The 15,432-nt window shown below is 70.3% G+C and carries 11 protein-coding genes and 1 pseudogene; all 12 read left to right on the forward strand.

Annotation, left to right across the window (positions count from 1 at the left end; genetic code table 11):
* Positions 1-21: 21 nt before the first annotated feature.
* Positions 22-1,506 (forward strand): UDP-N-acetylmuramoyl-L-alanyl-D-glutamate--2,6-diaminopimelate ligase, encoded by a 1,485-nt coding sequence (locus VFE28_14000; GenBank protein ID HZM17111.1) that lies wholly within the window; start codon positions 22-24, stop codon positions 1,504-1,506.
* Positions 1,497-2,870: a UDP-N-acetylmuramoyl-tripeptide--D-alanyl-D-alanine ligase gene (gene murF, locus VFE28_14005; GenBank protein HZM17112.1), complete on the forward strand. Its 1,374-nt coding sequence runs from the start codon at positions 1,497-1,499 to the stop codon at positions 2,868-2,870. Before VFE28_14000 ends, murF begins: the two co-directional genes overlap by 10 nt.
* The gene (gene mraY, locus VFE28_14010; protein ID HZM17113.1) at positions 2,870-3,949 is read left to right on the forward strand and encodes a phospho-N-acetylmuramoyl-pentapeptide-transferase; all 1,080 of its coding nucleotides are present in this window, start codon (positions 2,870-2,872) and stop codon (positions 3,947-3,949) included. Before murF ends, mraY begins: the two co-directional genes overlap by 1 nt.
* A gap of 8 nt (positions 3,950-3,957) precedes the next feature.
* Entirely contained in the window at positions 3,958-5,358 is a 1,401-nt protein-coding gene (gene murD / locus VFE28_14015; GenBank protein HZM17114.1) for a UDP-N-acetylmuramoyl-L-alanine--D-glutamate ligase, read from the forward strand.
* Positions 5,355-6,497, forward strand: a complete 1,143-nt coding sequence (locus VFE28_14020) for a putative peptidoglycan glycosyltransferase FtsW (protein ID HZM17115.1) — start codon at positions 5,355-5,357, stop codon at positions 6,495-6,497. Before murD ends, VFE28_14020 begins: the two co-directional genes overlap by 4 nt.
* A complete protein-coding gene (gene murG, locus VFE28_14025; protein ID HZM17116.1) occupies positions 6,494-7,579 on the forward strand; it encodes an undecaprenyldiphospho-muramoylpentapeptide beta-N-acetylglucosaminyltransferase in 1,086 nt (361 codons plus the stop codon). Before VFE28_14020 ends, murG begins: the two co-directional genes overlap by 4 nt.
* Positions 7,580-7,608: 29 nt before the next feature.
* Positions 7,609-9,000 carry a UDP-N-acetylmuramate--L-alanine ligase gene (murC, locus tag VFE28_14030; GenBank protein HZM17117.1) on the forward strand — a complete coding sequence of 464 codons (1,392 nt, stop codon included), beginning with the start codon at positions 7,609-7,611 and terminating at the stop codon, positions 8,998-9,000.
* A 125-nt stretch (positions 9,001-9,125) separates the two neighbouring features.
* The gene (locus tag VFE28_14035; GenBank protein ID HZM17118.1) at positions 9,126-9,791 is read left to right on the forward strand and encodes a hypothetical protein; all 666 of its coding nucleotides are present in this window, start codon (positions 9,126-9,128) and stop codon (positions 9,789-9,791) included.
* The gene (locus tag VFE28_14040) at positions 9,778-11,136 is read left to right on the forward strand and encodes a cell division FtsA domain-containing protein (GenBank protein ID HZM17119.1); all 1,359 of its coding nucleotides are present in this window, start codon (positions 9,778-9,780) and stop codon (positions 11,134-11,136) included. Before VFE28_14035 ends, VFE28_14040 begins: the two co-directional genes overlap by 14 nt.
* A pseudogene (ftsZ, locus tag VFE28_14045) lies at positions 11,117-12,085 on the forward strand (cell division protein FtsZ). The gene VFE28_14040 and the pseudogene ftsZ overlap by 20 nt, the downstream one beginning before the upstream one ends.
* Positions 12,086-12,644: 559 nt before the next feature.
* Positions 12,645-13,232 (forward strand): hypothetical protein, encoded by a 588-nt coding sequence (locus VFE28_14050; GenBank protein ID HZM17120.1) that lies wholly within the window; start codon positions 12,645-12,647, stop codon positions 13,230-13,232.
* Positions 13,233-13,335: 103 nt separating this feature from the next.
* The gene (recG, locus tag VFE28_14055) at positions 13,336-15,414 is read left to right on the forward strand and encodes an ATP-dependent DNA helicase RecG (protein HZM17121.1); all 2,079 of its coding nucleotides are present in this window, start codon (positions 13,336-13,338) and stop codon (positions 15,412-15,414) included.
* Positions 15,415-15,432 lie beyond the last annotated feature (18 nt).

Here is a 15,432-nt window from a genome sequence, read left to right on the forward strand (position 1 = left end):
CCGCAGCACGGGGACGGAAGCATGAAGCTGGCAGAGCTGCTGCGCGACCTCGTGGTGCAGCGCAGCTGGGGCGATCTGCAGGTGCGGATCGATTCGCTCGCCTCCGATTCGCGGGCGGTGCAGCCGGGCAGCTTGTTCGTCGCCGTGGCGGGAGGCAGCGCCGACGGTTTCGCCTACATCGGCGAGGCCGTGCGCCGCGGCGCCGTGGCGGTGGTGAGCGAACGAGATGCCTCGGCGCTGGCGCCCCGGGGAGCGCAGGTGGCGGACAGCCGCGGCGCGCTGGCGCAGCTGGCGGCGGCGTTCCATCGCCATCCCTCGCGGGCCCTCACCCTCGTCGGCGTCACTGGCACCAACGGCAAGACCAGCGTGGCGCACATGCTGCAGCACGTGCTGCAGCAACTCGACCCGCCGTGCGGTCTCGTCGGCACCGTCGGCTGGCGGCTCGGCGACGAACCCTACCGGCCGCTACGGCACACGACGCCGGATAGCCTGGAGTTGCAGGGGTTGCTGCGGGCGCTCTGCGAGCGCGGTGCCCGCGCGGCGGCGATCGAGGTGAGCTCCCACGCCATCGCGCAGCGGCGGGTCGAAGCGCTACATTTCCGTCTCGGCATCATGACCAACGTCACCCGCGACCATCAGGACTACCACGGCAGTCTCGAAGCGTATGCGGCGACGAAGACTTCCTGGATGCACGGGTTGCTGGCGGAGGCCGGCGCGCCCCGGGCGATCTACAACCTGGACGATGGGCTGACCGCAGCGGCGGCGGCGAGCCACCCGGGGGCGCACTTCAGCTTCGGGAGCCGCGCGCCGGCGGATCTGCGTCTCCTGCGCTCCACCTCCACCCTCGAGGGCAACCGCGTCGTCCTCGACTGGGGGAGCGGGCCGCGCGAGCTCTGGCTGCCGCTGCCCGGGGGATTCCAGGTGCAGAACGTGGCCGCTGCCTGCGCTGCTTGCCTCCTCCTCGGTCTCGACATGGAGCGCGTTCTGCCGGCGCTCGCCGCCATGCCTGCCGTGCCCGGACGTTTCGAGGTGCTGGCGCACCCGGGCGGACCGACGGTGGTGGTGGACTTCGCCCATACTCCCGAGGCTTTGGAACGCTTGCTCACCACCTGCCGCCCTCTGACACCAGGCCGGCTCGTCGTCGTCTTCGGCTGCGGCGGCGACCGCGATGCGGGCAAGCGCCCGCTCATGGCGGCGGTGGTGTCGCGATGGGCCGATTCCATGCTCCTCACCGCCGACAACCCGCGGCACGAAGACCCGGAGGCGATTCTGGACGCCATGCAAGCCGGCATCCCTGCCGGCTTCACCGCGTGGCAGCGTGTCACCGATCGGCGCGACGCCATCCGCCGCGCCATTGCCGGCGCCCGGCCGGGGGATCTGGTGGTGATCGCGGGCAAGGGACACGAGCGCGTGCAGATCATCGGCGAGCGGACCCAGCCCTTCGACGACCGAGCCGAGGCGAGAGTGGCTCTGGAAGAAAGCCGCGGAGGTGCGGCGTGCAACTGAAAGCTGCAGAAGTGCAGCAGGACCTGGCTAGCGCCCGCCAGCGCGGCGCGTCGCCGGATCTCGTCTTCACCGGCGTTGCCACCGACACGCGGCAGGCGATCGCAGGCACGCTCTTCTTCGCGCTGCGCGGCGAGCATTTCGACGGCCACGATTTCGTGCCGCAAGCGCTGGAGGGCGGCGCCCGGGGCGTGGTGGTGGGGCTCGACACCTGGGAGCGCTGGCAAGAATTGCCTGAGGCATGCTTTGGCGTCGACGACCCGCTCCGCGCCCTGCAAGCGCTCGCCCGCGCCTCGCTGCGGCGCTGGCCGCTCCGCGTCGTCGCCATCACTGGCTCGAACGGCAAGACGACGACGAAGGATCTGACTGCGGCGGCGCTCGGCAGCGCCGGCTCGGTGTACGCCACCCGGGGCAACCTGAACAACCACATCGGCGTGCCCCTCACGGTGCTGGCCCGCCGGGGGGACGAGAAGTTCCTCGTCGCCGAGATCGGCGCCAGCGACTTCGGAGAAATCGAAATTCTGTCGCGACTCCTGAAGCCTGATGCCGCGGTGGTCACCAACATCGGCCACGCTCATCTGGAGCGCTTCGGCTCCTTGCAGGGAGTGTTGCGCGCCAAGTCGGAGATCTTCGCCGGCCTCCGTCCGGGCGGCTTGGCGGTGCTCCATGCCGATGATCCCTTCCTGCCGGAGCTGCGCCGCGCCGCCGCGGGCGCGCGCCAGGTGACCTTCGGGTTCGCCGCCGACGCCGATTACCGCGTCGAGGCCGCGCGCCCCGACGGCCCGGGGTACCAGCAGCTGCTCCTCTGCGGCACCGCGCTCCGGCTGGCGCGCCCGGGTCGCGGCAACGCCGGCAATGCCGCGGCCGCCTTGGCCGTGGCGTGCGAGCTCGGCGCCGTTCCCAGCGCCGCAGCGGCAGCGATGGAGGCTTGCGTCTTCACCAAGCAACGGTCGAGCTGGACGCGTCTGGGGGAAGTCTGGGTCCTGGACGATTCGTACAACGCCAATCCGGATTCCATGGCGCAGGCGCTGGAGGTTCTTTCCGGCCACGACGGTCGGCGCATCGTCTGCCTCGGCGACATGCGCGAGCTCGGGAGCGCCAGCGCGGCGCTGCACGCAGCCCTCGGACGCAGCGTGGCCCGGGCCGGCGTCGACCTCTTCCTCGCCACCGGCGAGGAGATGCGGCATGCGGTGGAGGCGGCGGTGCAGGAAGGTCTCGGCGCCGCGGCGCGCCATCACGCCCGCTTCGAGGCGCTGCTGGAGGATCTGCGCCAGAACCTGCGGGCCGGCGACGCGGTCCTGGTCAAGGGTTCGCGCGCCGCCGGCATGGAACGGGTGGTCGAGGCTCTCCGGGTGGGGGTGGCGTAGTGCTCTATTGGTTGCTCTATCCGTTCCACGATCAGTTCGTGCCTTTCAACGTGCTCCGCTACATCACCTTCCGTTCGGCCTACGCGATGGTGACGGCGCTGGTGATCAGCTTCCTCCTCGGCCCCTGGGTGATGCGCAAGCTGCGGGCGCTGCAGGGCCGGGCGAAGGTGCGCGAGGACACCCCGGTGACCCATCAGATGAAGGTCGGGACGCCGAGCATGGGCGGGCTGCTCATCCTGGGCAGCATCATGGTGCCCGTCCTCTTGTGGGGGGATCTGGGCAACCGCTACGTGCTCCTCGTCCTCTTCACCACCCTCGGCATGGGGCTCATCGGTTTTCTCGACGACTATTTGAAGCTCGTGCGCAAGCGCGGTCTGATGGCGCGTACCAAGTTCGCCTGCCAGTTGCTCGTGGGGCTCGTGGTCGGTGCGGCCCTCTACTTCCAGCCCCTGCAACCCGAGGTGGCCGGCCTCACCTCGCTGCCCTTCCTCAAGAACGTGAACCCCAATCTCGGCGTCTTCTATGTCGTCTTCGTCGCCTTCGTGATCGCCGGGGCCTCGAACGCCGTGAACCTGGCCGACGGCCTCGACGGTCTGGCCATCGGCTTGTGCGCTCTCGCTTTCCTCGCCTTCGCTGCCCTGGCCTACGTGAGCGGCCACCGCACCTTCGCCGATTACCTGAACATCCTGTACCTGCGCGGCAGCGGCGAGATCACCGTGTTCTGCATGGCCGCCGTCGGGGCGGCGCTCGGCTTCCTCTGGTACAACACCCACCCGGCGGAGATGTTCATGGGGGACACGGGCTCTCTCGCCCTCGGCGGCGCCCTCGGCGCCGTGGCGGTGCTGGTGAAGAAGGAATTCCTCCTCATCGTGATCGGCGGCGTCCTGGTTGCCGAAGCACTTTCCGTCATGATCCAGGTTTCGAGCTATCGCTGGCGGCGCAAACGCGTCTTCCGCATGGCCCCGCTGCACCATCACTTCGAGCTGCTGGGCTGGCCGGAAACCAAGATCGTCGTGCGCTTCTGGATCATCGCCGCACTCCTGGTCATGCTCTCCCTTTCCACCATCAAGCTGCAGTAGGGGGGTCCATGCAGGCGGCGGCACCGAAGCCGGCTCCCCTCGAGCTGCAGGGACGCCGCGTTGTGGTCCTCGGTCTGGCGCGCAGCGGCCAGGCCGCCGCCGAACTGCTGCACGCCCACGGCGCACGCGTCGTGGGTGTCGACGAAGGCGGCGAAGCGCCGGCTCTCTTTCGCGGACCCTGGGCGGCAAAGTTCCTGGCCGAGGGACATGCCGCCGCCCGCACCGCCGTCCTCGATGCTGCTTCTCTCCTGGTGCTCTCTCCCGGCATACCCACGACGCACGCTCTGGTGCGCGCCGCGCGCGAACGTCGGCTGCCGATCCTGGCCGAGATCGAGCTGGCGTACCGGTTCTGCGCCGCACCCGTGATTGCAGTGACCGGCAGCAAGGGCAAGTCCACCACGACGGCTCTGGTCGGGAGTCTGCTCGACGCCGCGGGAGTGGAGCACGTCGTGGCCGGCAACATCGGCTTGCCCTTCAGCGCCGTGGTCGGCTCGTTGCCCTCGCGCGCCTGGGCGGTGCTGGAGATCTCCAGCTTCCAGCTCGAAACCGTCGACCTCTTCCATGCGCGGGCGGCGGTGCTCCTCGCCATCACTCCGGATCACCTGGACCGTTACGCGAGCATGGAGGAGTACGCCGCCGCCAAGGCGCGCATCACCCGGCACCAGACCGCGGCGGACCTCCTGGTGGTAGATCCCGAAGATCCCTGGAGCGCCGGCGTCGGGCGGAGCGCCGCGGCGCGCGTGGTCGGTTTCGGCCGGCTCTGGGAAGGGCGCGGGGTGGAGAGGGACGGCGACGCTCTCGTCTGGCGGCAAGGGGCGGAGCGGGAAGAGCTGGCAGCGGTGGCCGACGTGCCGCTCCTCGGTGAGCACAACGTGCGCAACGCCATGGCGGCGCTGGCGGTGGTGCGCGGTCTTGGGCTGTGGAATGCCGCGGCCCGCCAGGGCCTGCGCCAGTTCGCCGGGCTCGAGTACCGGATGCAACCCTGCGGCGAGATCGGCGGCATCCGCATCGTCAACGATGCCAAATCCACCACGGTGGAATCGGTGCGCGCCGCAGTGCGCGGCGTACGCGGTCCAGTGCTCCTGGCGCTCGGGGGGCGCAACAAGGGGCTCGACTTCACCGCCCTGCGCGCCGACCTGCAGGCGGCGCGGGTCGTCCTCGTCTTCGGCGAGGCCGCACCCGACCTGGAGCGCGAGCTGGCGGGAGCGGCACCGCTGCAGCGCGTAGGCACACTGGACGAACTCCTGCGCCGCGCCCTCGAGCTCGGCCGGCCCGGCGACACGCTGCTCTTTTCCCCCGGGTGCACGAGCTTCGACATGTTCCGGAACGCCGAGGAGAGAGGTCACCGCTTCGCTGCCGCGGTGGAGCGGCTGCGTCTCGAGCGCAGCCGGGAGGGGAGCCGGTCATGAGACTGCGTCACCACCAAGCCATCCTGCTGCTCACCCTGGCTCTCGTGGTGGTGGGGCTCGTGGTTCTCTACTCGGCGAGCCAGGAGATGGCGCGCGCCGCCACCGGCGACAGCCTGCGCTTCCTGAAGAAACAGCTGCTCAACGCTGCCGTCGGCATGGCGGCGATGCTCGTGCTCTCCCGCCTCGACTACCGGCTCTGGCGCCGCGCCTCGCGCCTCCTCTTGCTGCTCTCCTGTGTGGGCCTGTTCGTCGTCTTCCTCTTCGATGCCGTGCGCGGCTCGCGCTCCTGGGTGCCCTTTCTCGGGCGCACGGTGCAGCCGGTGGAATTCGTCCGGGTCGCCCTGGTGTTCTTCCTCGCCGCCGAGATCAGTCGCCGCGGCCCGGAGCTCGCCTCGCTGCGCCGAGGCTTCCTCCCCCTCGCCGGCGTCCTCGGTGCCATTCTCCTGGTGGTGGTGAAGCAGAACGATTTCGGCAGCGGCATGGCGCTCGGCGCCATCGGCTTCACCTTGCTCTATGCCGGCGGCGCCCGGCGGCTGCATCTGGCCGGCACCGTGGCGCTCTGCCTGCTGGGCGCGGTCGCCGTGGCGGTGCACAAGCCGCACGTGCGCGAGCGCATCGCCGGCTTCGTGCACCCCAACGCCCATGCCATGGACGTGGCGTACCAGAGCACGCAGGCGGTGCTTTCCATCGGCAGCGGTGGGCCCTTCGGCAAGGGTCTCGGCCGGGGACTGTCGAAGTTCGGCTACATTCCCGACCCGCACACGGACTTCGTCTTCGCGGTGATGGGCGAAGAGCTCGGCTTCGTCGGCTGCAGCGTGGTGCTCTTGCTCTTCCTGCTGCTCGTCGCCCGCGCCATCCGCGTCGCCCGGGCGCACGAAGATCCCTTCGCCCAGCTGGTGGCCGTCGGCACCGGACTGTCGGTCTTCTGGTATGTCGCCATCAATCTGCTGGTGGCGTTGCGCTTGTTCCCGGTGACCGGCCTGCCTCTGCCCTTCATGAGCTACGGGGGCTCGTCGATGGTCTCGCACCTTCTCGCCCTCGGCGTCCTCTGCAGCATCGCGCGCGCGGCGGAGCGCCGGCCCGATCTCGCCGGGCGCTGGCCGGGGCGACGGGCGAGCCTGCTGGAGGGCGGACTGTGAAGGTCCTCTTCGCCGGCGGCGGGACGGGCGGACACCTGTATCCGGCTATCGCGGTGGCGCGGCAGCTCCAACGCGCCCGTCCCGCGACGGAATGCCTTTTCCTCGGCAGTCGCGGCGGCTTGGAAGCGCGCATCGTGCCGCAGGAAGGTTTCGCGCTGCGCACCATCCCGAGCACCGGCTTCCGCCGGCTCGGCCCGTTGGGGAAACTCCGCTTCTTCTGGAGCCTGCTGCGCGGTCTCGCCGCCGCCCTCGTGCTCGTGCGCCGTTTTCGACCCGATCTCGTCGTCGCCACCGGCGGTCATGCAAGTCTCGCCGGTGGTTTGGCGGCGGCGCTGCTGCGCCGGCCTCTGGTGGTGCAGGAACAGAACCGTATCCCCGGACACGCGGCCCGCCTCCTGGCGCGCGCGGCGCGCCGGGTTTACGTCGGTTTCCCCGGCACCGAACGGGCCTTCGCCCATCCGGAACGCGTGCGCTGTCTGGGGAATCCGGTGCGCGAGGATCTTTTACACCCATCGGCCGCTCCCGCCGATCTGCCTGCCGGAATTCCGGTCGTCCTCGTCCTCGGCGGCAGTCGGGGCGCTCGCTCTCTCAATCGCGCCGTCGGCGAGGCGATCCCGCTGCTCGCGGCGGAGCGCCGGCTGCTGTGGATCTGGCAGACCGGAACCCTGGAGCACGAAAGCATCGCCCCTGCCTGGGCCGGCCACGCCGACGTGCGCGTCCAGGCCTACCTGGCCAACGTGGGGGCCGCCTATGTCGCCGCCACCCTCGTCCTCTGTCGCGCCGGCGCCATGACGCTGGCGGAGCTCACCGCGCTCGGCAAGGCCGCCATTCTCGTTCCCTTCCCGGGGGCGGTGGACGATCATCAGACGGCGAACGCGCGCACCCTGGTGGAAGTTGGCGCGGCCGTGCTCCTTCCCGATGCGGAGCTCTCGGGGGCGCGCCTGCGCCAGGAGATCAGCGCCCTCTTGGCCGCGCCGGCACGTCTCGAAGCGATGGCGGCGGCGAGCCGGAAGCTCGGGAAGCCCGAGGCGACGCGGACGCTGGTGGAGGATTTCCTCGCCGTGGCTGCAGCAGGTTCCTGAGTGCGACGAGCGGCGTGAAAGGAGTCGGAATGTTCGGACGGGTGAAGCGGGTCCACTTCGTCGGCGTCGGCGGCATCGGCATGAGCGGCATCGCCGAGGTGCTGCTCAACCTCGACTTCTCCGTCAGCGGCTCCGACGTGAAGGAATCTGCCGTCACCCGCAGGCTGCAGGCGCGGGGCGCTCGCGTCGCCATCGGGCATCGGGCCGAGAACCTGGGGGATGCCCAGGTGGTGGTCTATTCCTCCGCCGTACGGCCCGAGAACCCGGAGCTGGTGGCGGCGCGGTCCCTCAAGATCCCGGTCATCCCCAGGGCTGAAATGCTCGGCGAGCTCATGCGCCTCAAGTTCGCCATCGCCGTGGCCGGCGCCCATGGCAAGACCACGACCACCTCTCTCGTCTCGACACTGCTGGCGCAGGCTGGTCTGGATCCGACCATCGTGGTGGGGGGACGGGTCCTCGCCATGGGGACCCACGCGAAGCTCGGGACGGGCCAGTATCTAGTGGCCGAAGCCGACGAGAGCGATGGCAGCTTCCTTCGCCTCCCGCCCACAATTGCAATCATCACAAATATCGACGCCGAGCACCTCGACCATTACAAGAACTTGGCCGAGATTGCCGATGCCTTCGTGCAATTTGCCAACAAGGTCCCGTTCTACGGCAGCACCATCGTCTGCCTTGACGACCCGCAGGTGCAGGCGATCATGCCGCGCTTGGAGAAGCGCACCGTGACCTATGGCCTGGTGACGCAGGCCGACGTCACGGGGCGCGTGCTCAGCACCACCGCGGAGGGCAGCCGCTTCGAGGTCTCGAGCCATGGCACCCGCCTGGGGGAGGTGTGGCTCCGCATGCCGGGGGAGCACAACGTGCTCAACGCCTTGGCCACGGTGGCGGTGGCCCAGGAGCTCGGGATCCCCTTCCCGGTGGTGGCCGCGGCGCTGGCCGAGTTCCTCGGCGTGGCCCGGCGCTTCGAAATCAAGGCGGTGGAGAACGACGTGGTCTTCGTCGACGACTACGGGCACCACCCGACGGAAATCGCCGCCACCCTGCGCGCCGCCAAGCGCAGCCACGGTCGCCGGCTCGTCGTCGTCTTCCAGCCCCACCGCTACTCCCGCACCCAGTTCCTCCTCGACGACTTCGGCCGGGCCTTTTTCGATGCCGATCTCGTCTACGTCATGGACATCTACGCCGCTTCCGAGGACCCCATCCCAGGGGTGGATGGAGCGCTGCTGGCGCGCTCCATCCGCGAGCACGGGCACAAGCGCGTGGCCCATGTGGGGGACAAAGAGCAATTGACCGACCTGGTGGCATCGTCTATAGAGAAAGGCGACTTGGTCTTGACCCTTGGCGCTGGGGATGTGACGGCCCTGAACGAGGTTCTGGTCGAGAAGTGGCGCCGCCGGGTCGAGATGGGGAAGTCCTAGGTCCTGGGTGTCGTGGATGTGCGGGGGCGGTGCGGGCGGTGGGCCACCAGACCGGTGTACGATCATTCCCTCGGGCTCGCGGCGCCCGAGCCTTCCTCTCGCCGCCACTGCGCGCCGCGGCAGGCATGGCCCTCGCCGCTCTGGGTTGTCTCGTCGCCCTTCTCTCGCCTGCCTTCTCGGTGCGCCACGTGGTCTGGAGCGGCCACCTGCGTCCCGCTGCCGCGCGTTGCCAGGCTCTCGAGGCTGCCAGTCACGGCCGCCCGCTCTACCTGCTGCCGGAGAGGGAACTGCGCGGGCTCCTGCGGCTCGATGCCGACAAGATGAGGATCCGCTTCGCGCGCCATGCGCCGGGAACGCTGGAAGTGCGGGTCACGCCCCGGCGCGCCGCCATGCAAATGGAGAACGGCGTCGTCCTCGACGGGCGGGGGCGTGTCCTCGCCAAGGAGCACGCCCTACCCGGTCTGCTGCGGGTCGGTGGCTTCGGTCTGGCCGAGGACGGGAAGTGCCTGGAACCGGAGGCGAGCCGATGCCTCGAACGGGTGCAGGAAGCGCTGCAGGAGACTGGCCTCGCCCTCTCCCGTCTCGAACGCCGCAACGACGACCTCGTTCTGCTCCTGGCACAACCGGAGACCAGGGTTTTACTTTCGGTGCAGCACCTGGAAGCAGGGCTCGACAAGCTCTCCTTGGTGTTGCCGATGCTGGCGCAGGCGCCGGCCCGGCTGGATTTGCGCTTTCGCGACCAGATCGTGGTGGAGCAGCCGCCCCGAGGAGCGCGACATGGTCGGGGCTAGGAACATGGAGCGCGAGGGGCTGTTGCTCGTCGATCTCGGCTCCTCCGCGGTGCGGGTGCTGGCGGCAGTGCGCGACGCCGCTGGCTTGCAGCTCTGCGCTGCCGCGGAGCAGCCGTGCAGCGCCGGACGCGATGGTGTTTTGGTGCATCGCGAGTTGGCGCGGGAGCAACTCGGCGCCGCGGTGCAGGAAGCGGTCCGTCAGGCCGGCATTCCCTTGCGCCGGGCGATCGCTGCGCTCGGCGGCACCCATCTCGGCATGCTGCGCACGAGCGGCAGCTTGCAGCTCAAGCTGCCGGTGTCGCTGCGGCAAACGCACTTGGAGCAGGCCCTGGAGAAGGCGGCATGCATCGGTTTGCCACCGGACCAGGAAGTGCTGCACGTCCTCCCGACCAGCCATCGCGTCGACGGCGCCACGGTGGCGCGCTCGCCTGTCGGTGTGCGGGCCCGGCTTCTCGTCGTCGAATGCGCCCTGGTCACGGCGTCGCGCCTGGCACTGGACAATCTAGAGCGGGTCTTCGCCGACCTCGATTTGGAGCTCCTCGATGTGGCAGCGGAACCGCTGGTGACAGCAGGGGCGCTGCTCGGTGCGGAGGACCGCCGGCGTGGCGCGGTGTTGGTGGACATCGGAGCGGAGAGGATCGGCGCGGTGGTGTATCGCGAACACGTCCTGCAAGGTCTCGCCTGCCTGGGAGTGGGTTCGGCGCACGTGAGCCGGGATCTGGCCTATGCGCTGCAGCTCGAGTTCGCCGCCGCGGAGGAATTGAAGCAACGTTTCGGCGTCGCCGCCGTCACGGCCGCGGCGCCCGGGGCGGAGACCGAGATCCGCCGCGCCGGAGGCAGCGCTCGGCTCGGCCAGGAAGCTCTGGCTGGCGTTATCGAGCCGCGCTGGCGCGAACTGCTCGGTCTGGTGCGCGACGCTCTGCGCCGCAGCCAAGCACTGGCGCCAGGAGACCGCGTCGTCCTCGGCGGTCAGGGCGCTCGGCTGCCCGGCTCGGTGGCGGTCGCGGAAGCAGTGTTCGGCCTGCCGGCGCGGCTGGCGGAGGAGTGCAGCAGCATCCCCGCCGCGGCGGCGCCAGCGGCACTCCGGCAGCGGACGAGCGCCACCGCGCTCGGTCTGCTCGACTACGCCTCGCGTTGCGCTGCCCACGGGGCGCGCCGCGGGCCGGCCTGGCGCGACGCGGTGCAGCGTTTGCGTCACGTTTTCGCCGCCGCGGCGGCGCGCCGGACCACTGGTGCCGCGGTCCGGCGGGCCACCAGCATCGAAGCCGCCGCCCGGCAGGGCGGCCACGAGCCCCTGGAGGGTGGGGTGGACCTGGAGGTTGACGATGTTCGAGTTCGAACGTGAGTGCGAGAACCTGGCCCGTATCACCGTGATCGGCGTCGGGGGTGCCGGCGGCAACGCCATCAATCGCATGATCGCCCATGGGCTCTCCGGGGTGGACTTCTTGGCGATCAACACCGACGCGCAGGCTCTCAAGCTCTCCCGCGCGACCCAGCGGCTCCAGGTGGGCTCCAAGCTGACCAAGGGCCTCGGCTCCGGCGGCAATCCCGATGTGGGGCGGCAGGCGGTGGAGGAAGACGAAGGTCTCATCGTCGACGCCCTCAAGGGCTCCGACATGGTCTTCGTCACCGCCGGCATGGGCGGGGGCACCGGCACCGGTGGCGCGCCGCTGGTGGCGCGCCTCGCCCGCGAGCTGGGGGCGCTCACCGTGGCCATCGTCAGTCGTCCCTTCAACTTCGAAGGCAAGCGGCGCAACTCCTCGGCGAACGATGGTATCAAGTGCCTCAAGGAAGCGGTGGACACCCTCATCGTCATCCCCAACGAGAAGCTGCTGCAGATCGTGGGCACCGAGACGCCCCTGGTCACGGCGTTTTCCATGGCCGACGACGTGTTGCTGTGTGCGACGCGCGGCATCAGCGATCTCATCACCATTCCGGGGCTGGTCAATCTCGACTTCGCCGACGTGAAAACGATCATGGCCAACATGGGCGATGCTCTCATGGGGTCCGGCGTCGCCGAAGGCCCCGATCGCGCCGCCCTGGCGACGCGGCAGGCCATCTCCAGCCCGCTCCTCGACGACGTGGACATCCACGGCGCCCGCGGCGTCCTGGTCAACATCACCGGGGGCCCGAGCATGACACTGCACGAGGTGAGCGAGGCCACCTCGCTGGTGCAGGAAGCGGTCGGCGACGAGGCGAACATCATCTTCGGCGCCGTCGTGGACGAGGCCAACGATTCCGAGTTCCGGGTCACGGTCATCGCCACGGGCTTCGGTAGCGAGCGGGCGACGGCGGCGTTGCCGCGCGAGTTCAGCCAGCGGGGCGAGGGACCCAAGTCCCGCCCGGTGGCGCCCTGGGAGCGCCCGGCGGCGCGGGTGACGCGCTTGATTCCGGGAACGGCGCGGGAGGAGAGCGAGGCAGCTCGCGCCGCGGCGGCGCCGGCACCAGCAGCGCGGAGCGCGGCGCAAGCCGGCCCGGCGGCGCGTTTGGCGCCCGCATCGCTGCACGCCGAAGCGGCACCGCACCTCGAGCCGCGCGGCCAAGGTGGAGCGAGTGCTCTCGATCTCGGCCCGGGGCTTGCATTGCAGGTGGAAGAGACGGCGGCGCCGCCCGAGACGCTGCCGCGCGGCGGCCCTCTGGTGGCCGGCGAGCGCGCGGTGGAGTGGCCGCACCTGGTGCTGCCACGGGCCGGGTGGAGCAGCTGGAACGCTGACGATCTGGACGTGCCGGCCTTCTTACGCCGGCAGATGGACTGAGTCGGCCGGGCTGGAGCATGGCGCGCGACTTTCACCCTCTTGCTTTCGCAGCAGCCAAGCGACGAGCCTGGTAGGGGACGAGCAGCCGGAGGAGGCGATGTCCTTCTTCAGGCGCTGGCTCGGTGGCGCGGCGAGCGCACACTATCGTGATGGCATGCGCGCCTTCGACGCCGGTGACTACGAGCGAGCTCTCGTGGGTTTCGAGCGCGCCCTCGCGGCGGGAGCGCCGCGGGGGGATCCGCTCACCCACCTCGCCCACTTCTACGCTGCCGAAGCGGCGGTGCACCTAGGGCGCACGGCATTGCGGCGCGGTGCGCCCGCCGAGGCGCTGCGCTGGTTCGAGCCGGCACTGCGCGGCCAGGCTGTGTCCCCGGCGCTGCTCGAGCTGGCCGCGGTCGCGTACATCGAGACCGGTGGCCACGACGCCGGTCTCGCCTGCCTGCAGTCCCTTCTCGCTGTGGATCCCGGCCGTTGCCCGGCGCACCTGCTCGCGGCGGTGGCTTGCCATGGCAGCGGCGCTGCGGCAGCGGCGCTCGAACATCTGCGCGCGGCCCGCCAAAGCGCCGGGAGCCAGAGTCTCCCGGACGTGGTGTACCGTTGCCTCGAAGCGCGCGCTCTCCGCTTCCCCGACCTCGCTGCATTGCTGCGCGATTTCGTTCCGAGCCCGCAGTCGTCCGGCGTCTAACCGGACCACGGTGGTCGCCACGGCGGCGGGCAGCGCGGTGCGCGAGGCGCGGCGAGCCTGCGGCTGCATGCCGCCGCCGACACCTCTGCTACGATGTTCGGCGATGGCCGCGCGACTCGACGAACCCTGCCGCTATCTCAAGGGCGTCGGCCCCCGCAAGGCGGAAGCCCTGGAGAAGCTCGGCATCCGCAGCGTGGAGGATCTGCTCCTGCACGCGCCGCGGCAGTACTACGATCGCAGCCACCTGCACCGCATCCGCGAGCTACAGCCCGACCAGGAAGCCTGCGTCCGCGTGCAAGTGGAGAGCCTGCACGCCCGCCCGGGCTGGGGGGGTAGGCCGGGGCGCGTCGTCGCCACCGTGGCCGACGAGAGCGGCCGCCTGCGCATCGTCTGGTACACCTCCTGGGTGCGCGACATCCTGCAGCCGGGACAGCGCCTCGTCCTGGCCGGCCGCGTGGTGTCGAGCCGTGGCCGGCTCGAGATGCGCCAGCCCGAGTTCGAGCGCGCCGACGACGAGGGGCAGGAGCTGTTGCACGCGGCGCGCATCGTGCCGTTCTACCCTCTGGTGCGCGGCGTGTCGCAGAAGTGGCTGCGCACCCTGATGCGCCACACCCTGGACTCGCATCTGCACGAGGTGCACGAGATCCTGCCGCCGGCGGTGCTCCAGGACCTGCCCGAGCGCCGCGCTGCCCTCGCTGCCTTGCATTTCCCCGCCAGTGCCGAGGAAGCGGAGCAGGCGCGGCGGCGCTTCAAGTTCGAGGAGCTCTTCCTGGTGGAAGCCGTGTTGGGGCGAAGGCGGCAGCGCGCCCGCGCCGGCGAGCGCGGCCCGCTGCTGCAACGGCAGCGCTCGCAGCACCAGCGTTACCTGGAAGGCCTGCCCTTCGCGCTCACGGCGGCGCAGCAGCGGGTGCTGGACGAGATCCTCGCCGACCTGACCGCAGGGCGTTGCATGCAGCGTCTCCTGCAAGGCGACGTCGGCTCGGGGAAGACGGTCGTCGCGGTGGCGGCGCTCCTCTGCGCCACCGGCAACGGTTTCCAGGGCGCTCTCATGGCGCCGACGGAAGCCTTGGCGCTGCAACATGCCGAACGCCTGCTGCAGCCCGCCGCCACCCTCGGAGTCCGCCTGGACGTTCTCGTCGGTTCGCGCAGCGAGACGGAGAAGGAACGCCTGCGCGCCCGCATCCAGAGCGGCGACCTGGATCTGGTCGTGGGTACCCACGCGCTCATCCAGGACGAGGTGCGCTGGGCCCGCCTCGGCCTCGCCGTGGTCGACGAACAGCATCGCTTCGGCGTCATGCAGCGCTTGCGGCTGCAGCAAGGCGGTGCTGCCGGCAGGCCGCACGTGCTGGTGCTTTCGGCGACGCCGATTCCCCGCAGCCTGGCGCTCACGCTCTTCGGTGATCTGGACGTCTCGGTGCTGGACGAGAAGCCGCCCGGACGCCGGCCCGTGGAGACGCGCCTGGTGCCGCTGCAACGTCGCGCCGACATGCTGCGGTTCGTGCGCACGCAAGTGGAAGAAGGTCGTCAGGCCTACATGGTGTACCCGCTCATCGAGACAAGCGACAAGATCGACCTCCGCGCCGCCACGGAGGAGTTCGAAGGCCTGCGGAGCGGGCCCCTGGCCGGCGTGCCGATGGGATTGCTCCACGGCAGGTTGCGGCCGGCGGAAAAGGAAGCGCTGCTGCAAGCTTTCCGCCGCGGCTCCCTGCGCCTCTTGGTGAGCACCACGGTCATCGAGGTGGGGATCGACGTGGCCGCCGCGGACATCATGATCATCCACCACCCGGAGCGCTTCGGTCTGTCCCAGCTGCACCAGCTGCGCGGCCGCGTCGGTCGGGCCGGCGGAGCCGCCTGGTGCTTCCTCCTCGCCGAGCGCAGCAGCAGCGAAGAGAGTCTGGAAAGGTTGCGAGCCTTCGCGCAGACTCAGGATGGCTTCGCCATCGCCGAGCTCGACCTGCGGCTGCGCGGGCCCGGCGACTTCCTGGGCACGCGCCAGCATGGCTTGCCGGCGCTCCGCTTCGCCGATCTGAGCCAGGACCTGGAGTTGCTGGAGAACGCACGGAGCGCCGCCTTCGCCGTGCTGGAGCAGGATCCGGAGCTGGTGCAGGAGGAGCACCGGGGCGTGCGCGAACACCTGGCGACGCACTATCAGATGCAGGAAACGCTGGCGGCGATCGGCTAGCGACTCCGCGCGCCTCTG

The sequence above is a fragment of the Candidatus Krumholzibacteriia bacterium genome (genome assembly GCA_035649275.1).
In the GTDB taxonomy this organism is placed as follows: domain Bacteria; phylum Krumholzibacteriota; class Krumholzibacteriia.

Bases quoted from the DNA above. Each gene is read 5' to 3' on its own strand.
- recG (HZM17121.1), top strand. From the start codon at position 13,336: ATGGCCGCGCGACTCGACGAACCCTGCCGCTATCTCAAGGGCGTCGGC.
- VFE28_14035 (HZM17118.1), top strand. From the start codon at position 9,126: ATGGCCCTCGCCGCTCTGGGTTGTCTCGTCGCCCTTCTCTCGCCTGCC.
- murD (HZM17114.1), top strand. From the start codon at position 3,958: ATGCAGGCGGCGGCACCGAAGCCGGCTCCCCTCGAGCTGCAGGGACGC.
- VFE28_14040 (HZM17119.1), top strand. From the start codon at position 9,778: ATGGTCGGGGCTAGGAACATGGAGCGCGAGGGGCTGTTGCTCGTCGAT.
- VFE28_14020 (HZM17115.1), top strand. From the start codon at position 5,355: ATGAGACTGCGTCACCACCAAGCCATCCTGCTGCTCACCCTGGCTCTC.
- VFE28_14000 (HZM17111.1), top strand. From the start codon at position 22: ATGAAGCTGGCAGAGCTGCTGCGCGACCTCGTGGTGCAGCGCAGCTGG.
- VFE28_14050 (HZM17120.1), top strand. From the start codon at position 12,645: ATGTCCTTCTTCAGGCGCTGGCTCGGTGGCGCGGCGAGCGCACACTAT.
- murC (HZM17117.1), top strand. From the start codon at position 7,609: ATGTTCGGACGGGTGAAGCGGGTCCACTTCGTCGGCGTCGGCGGCATC.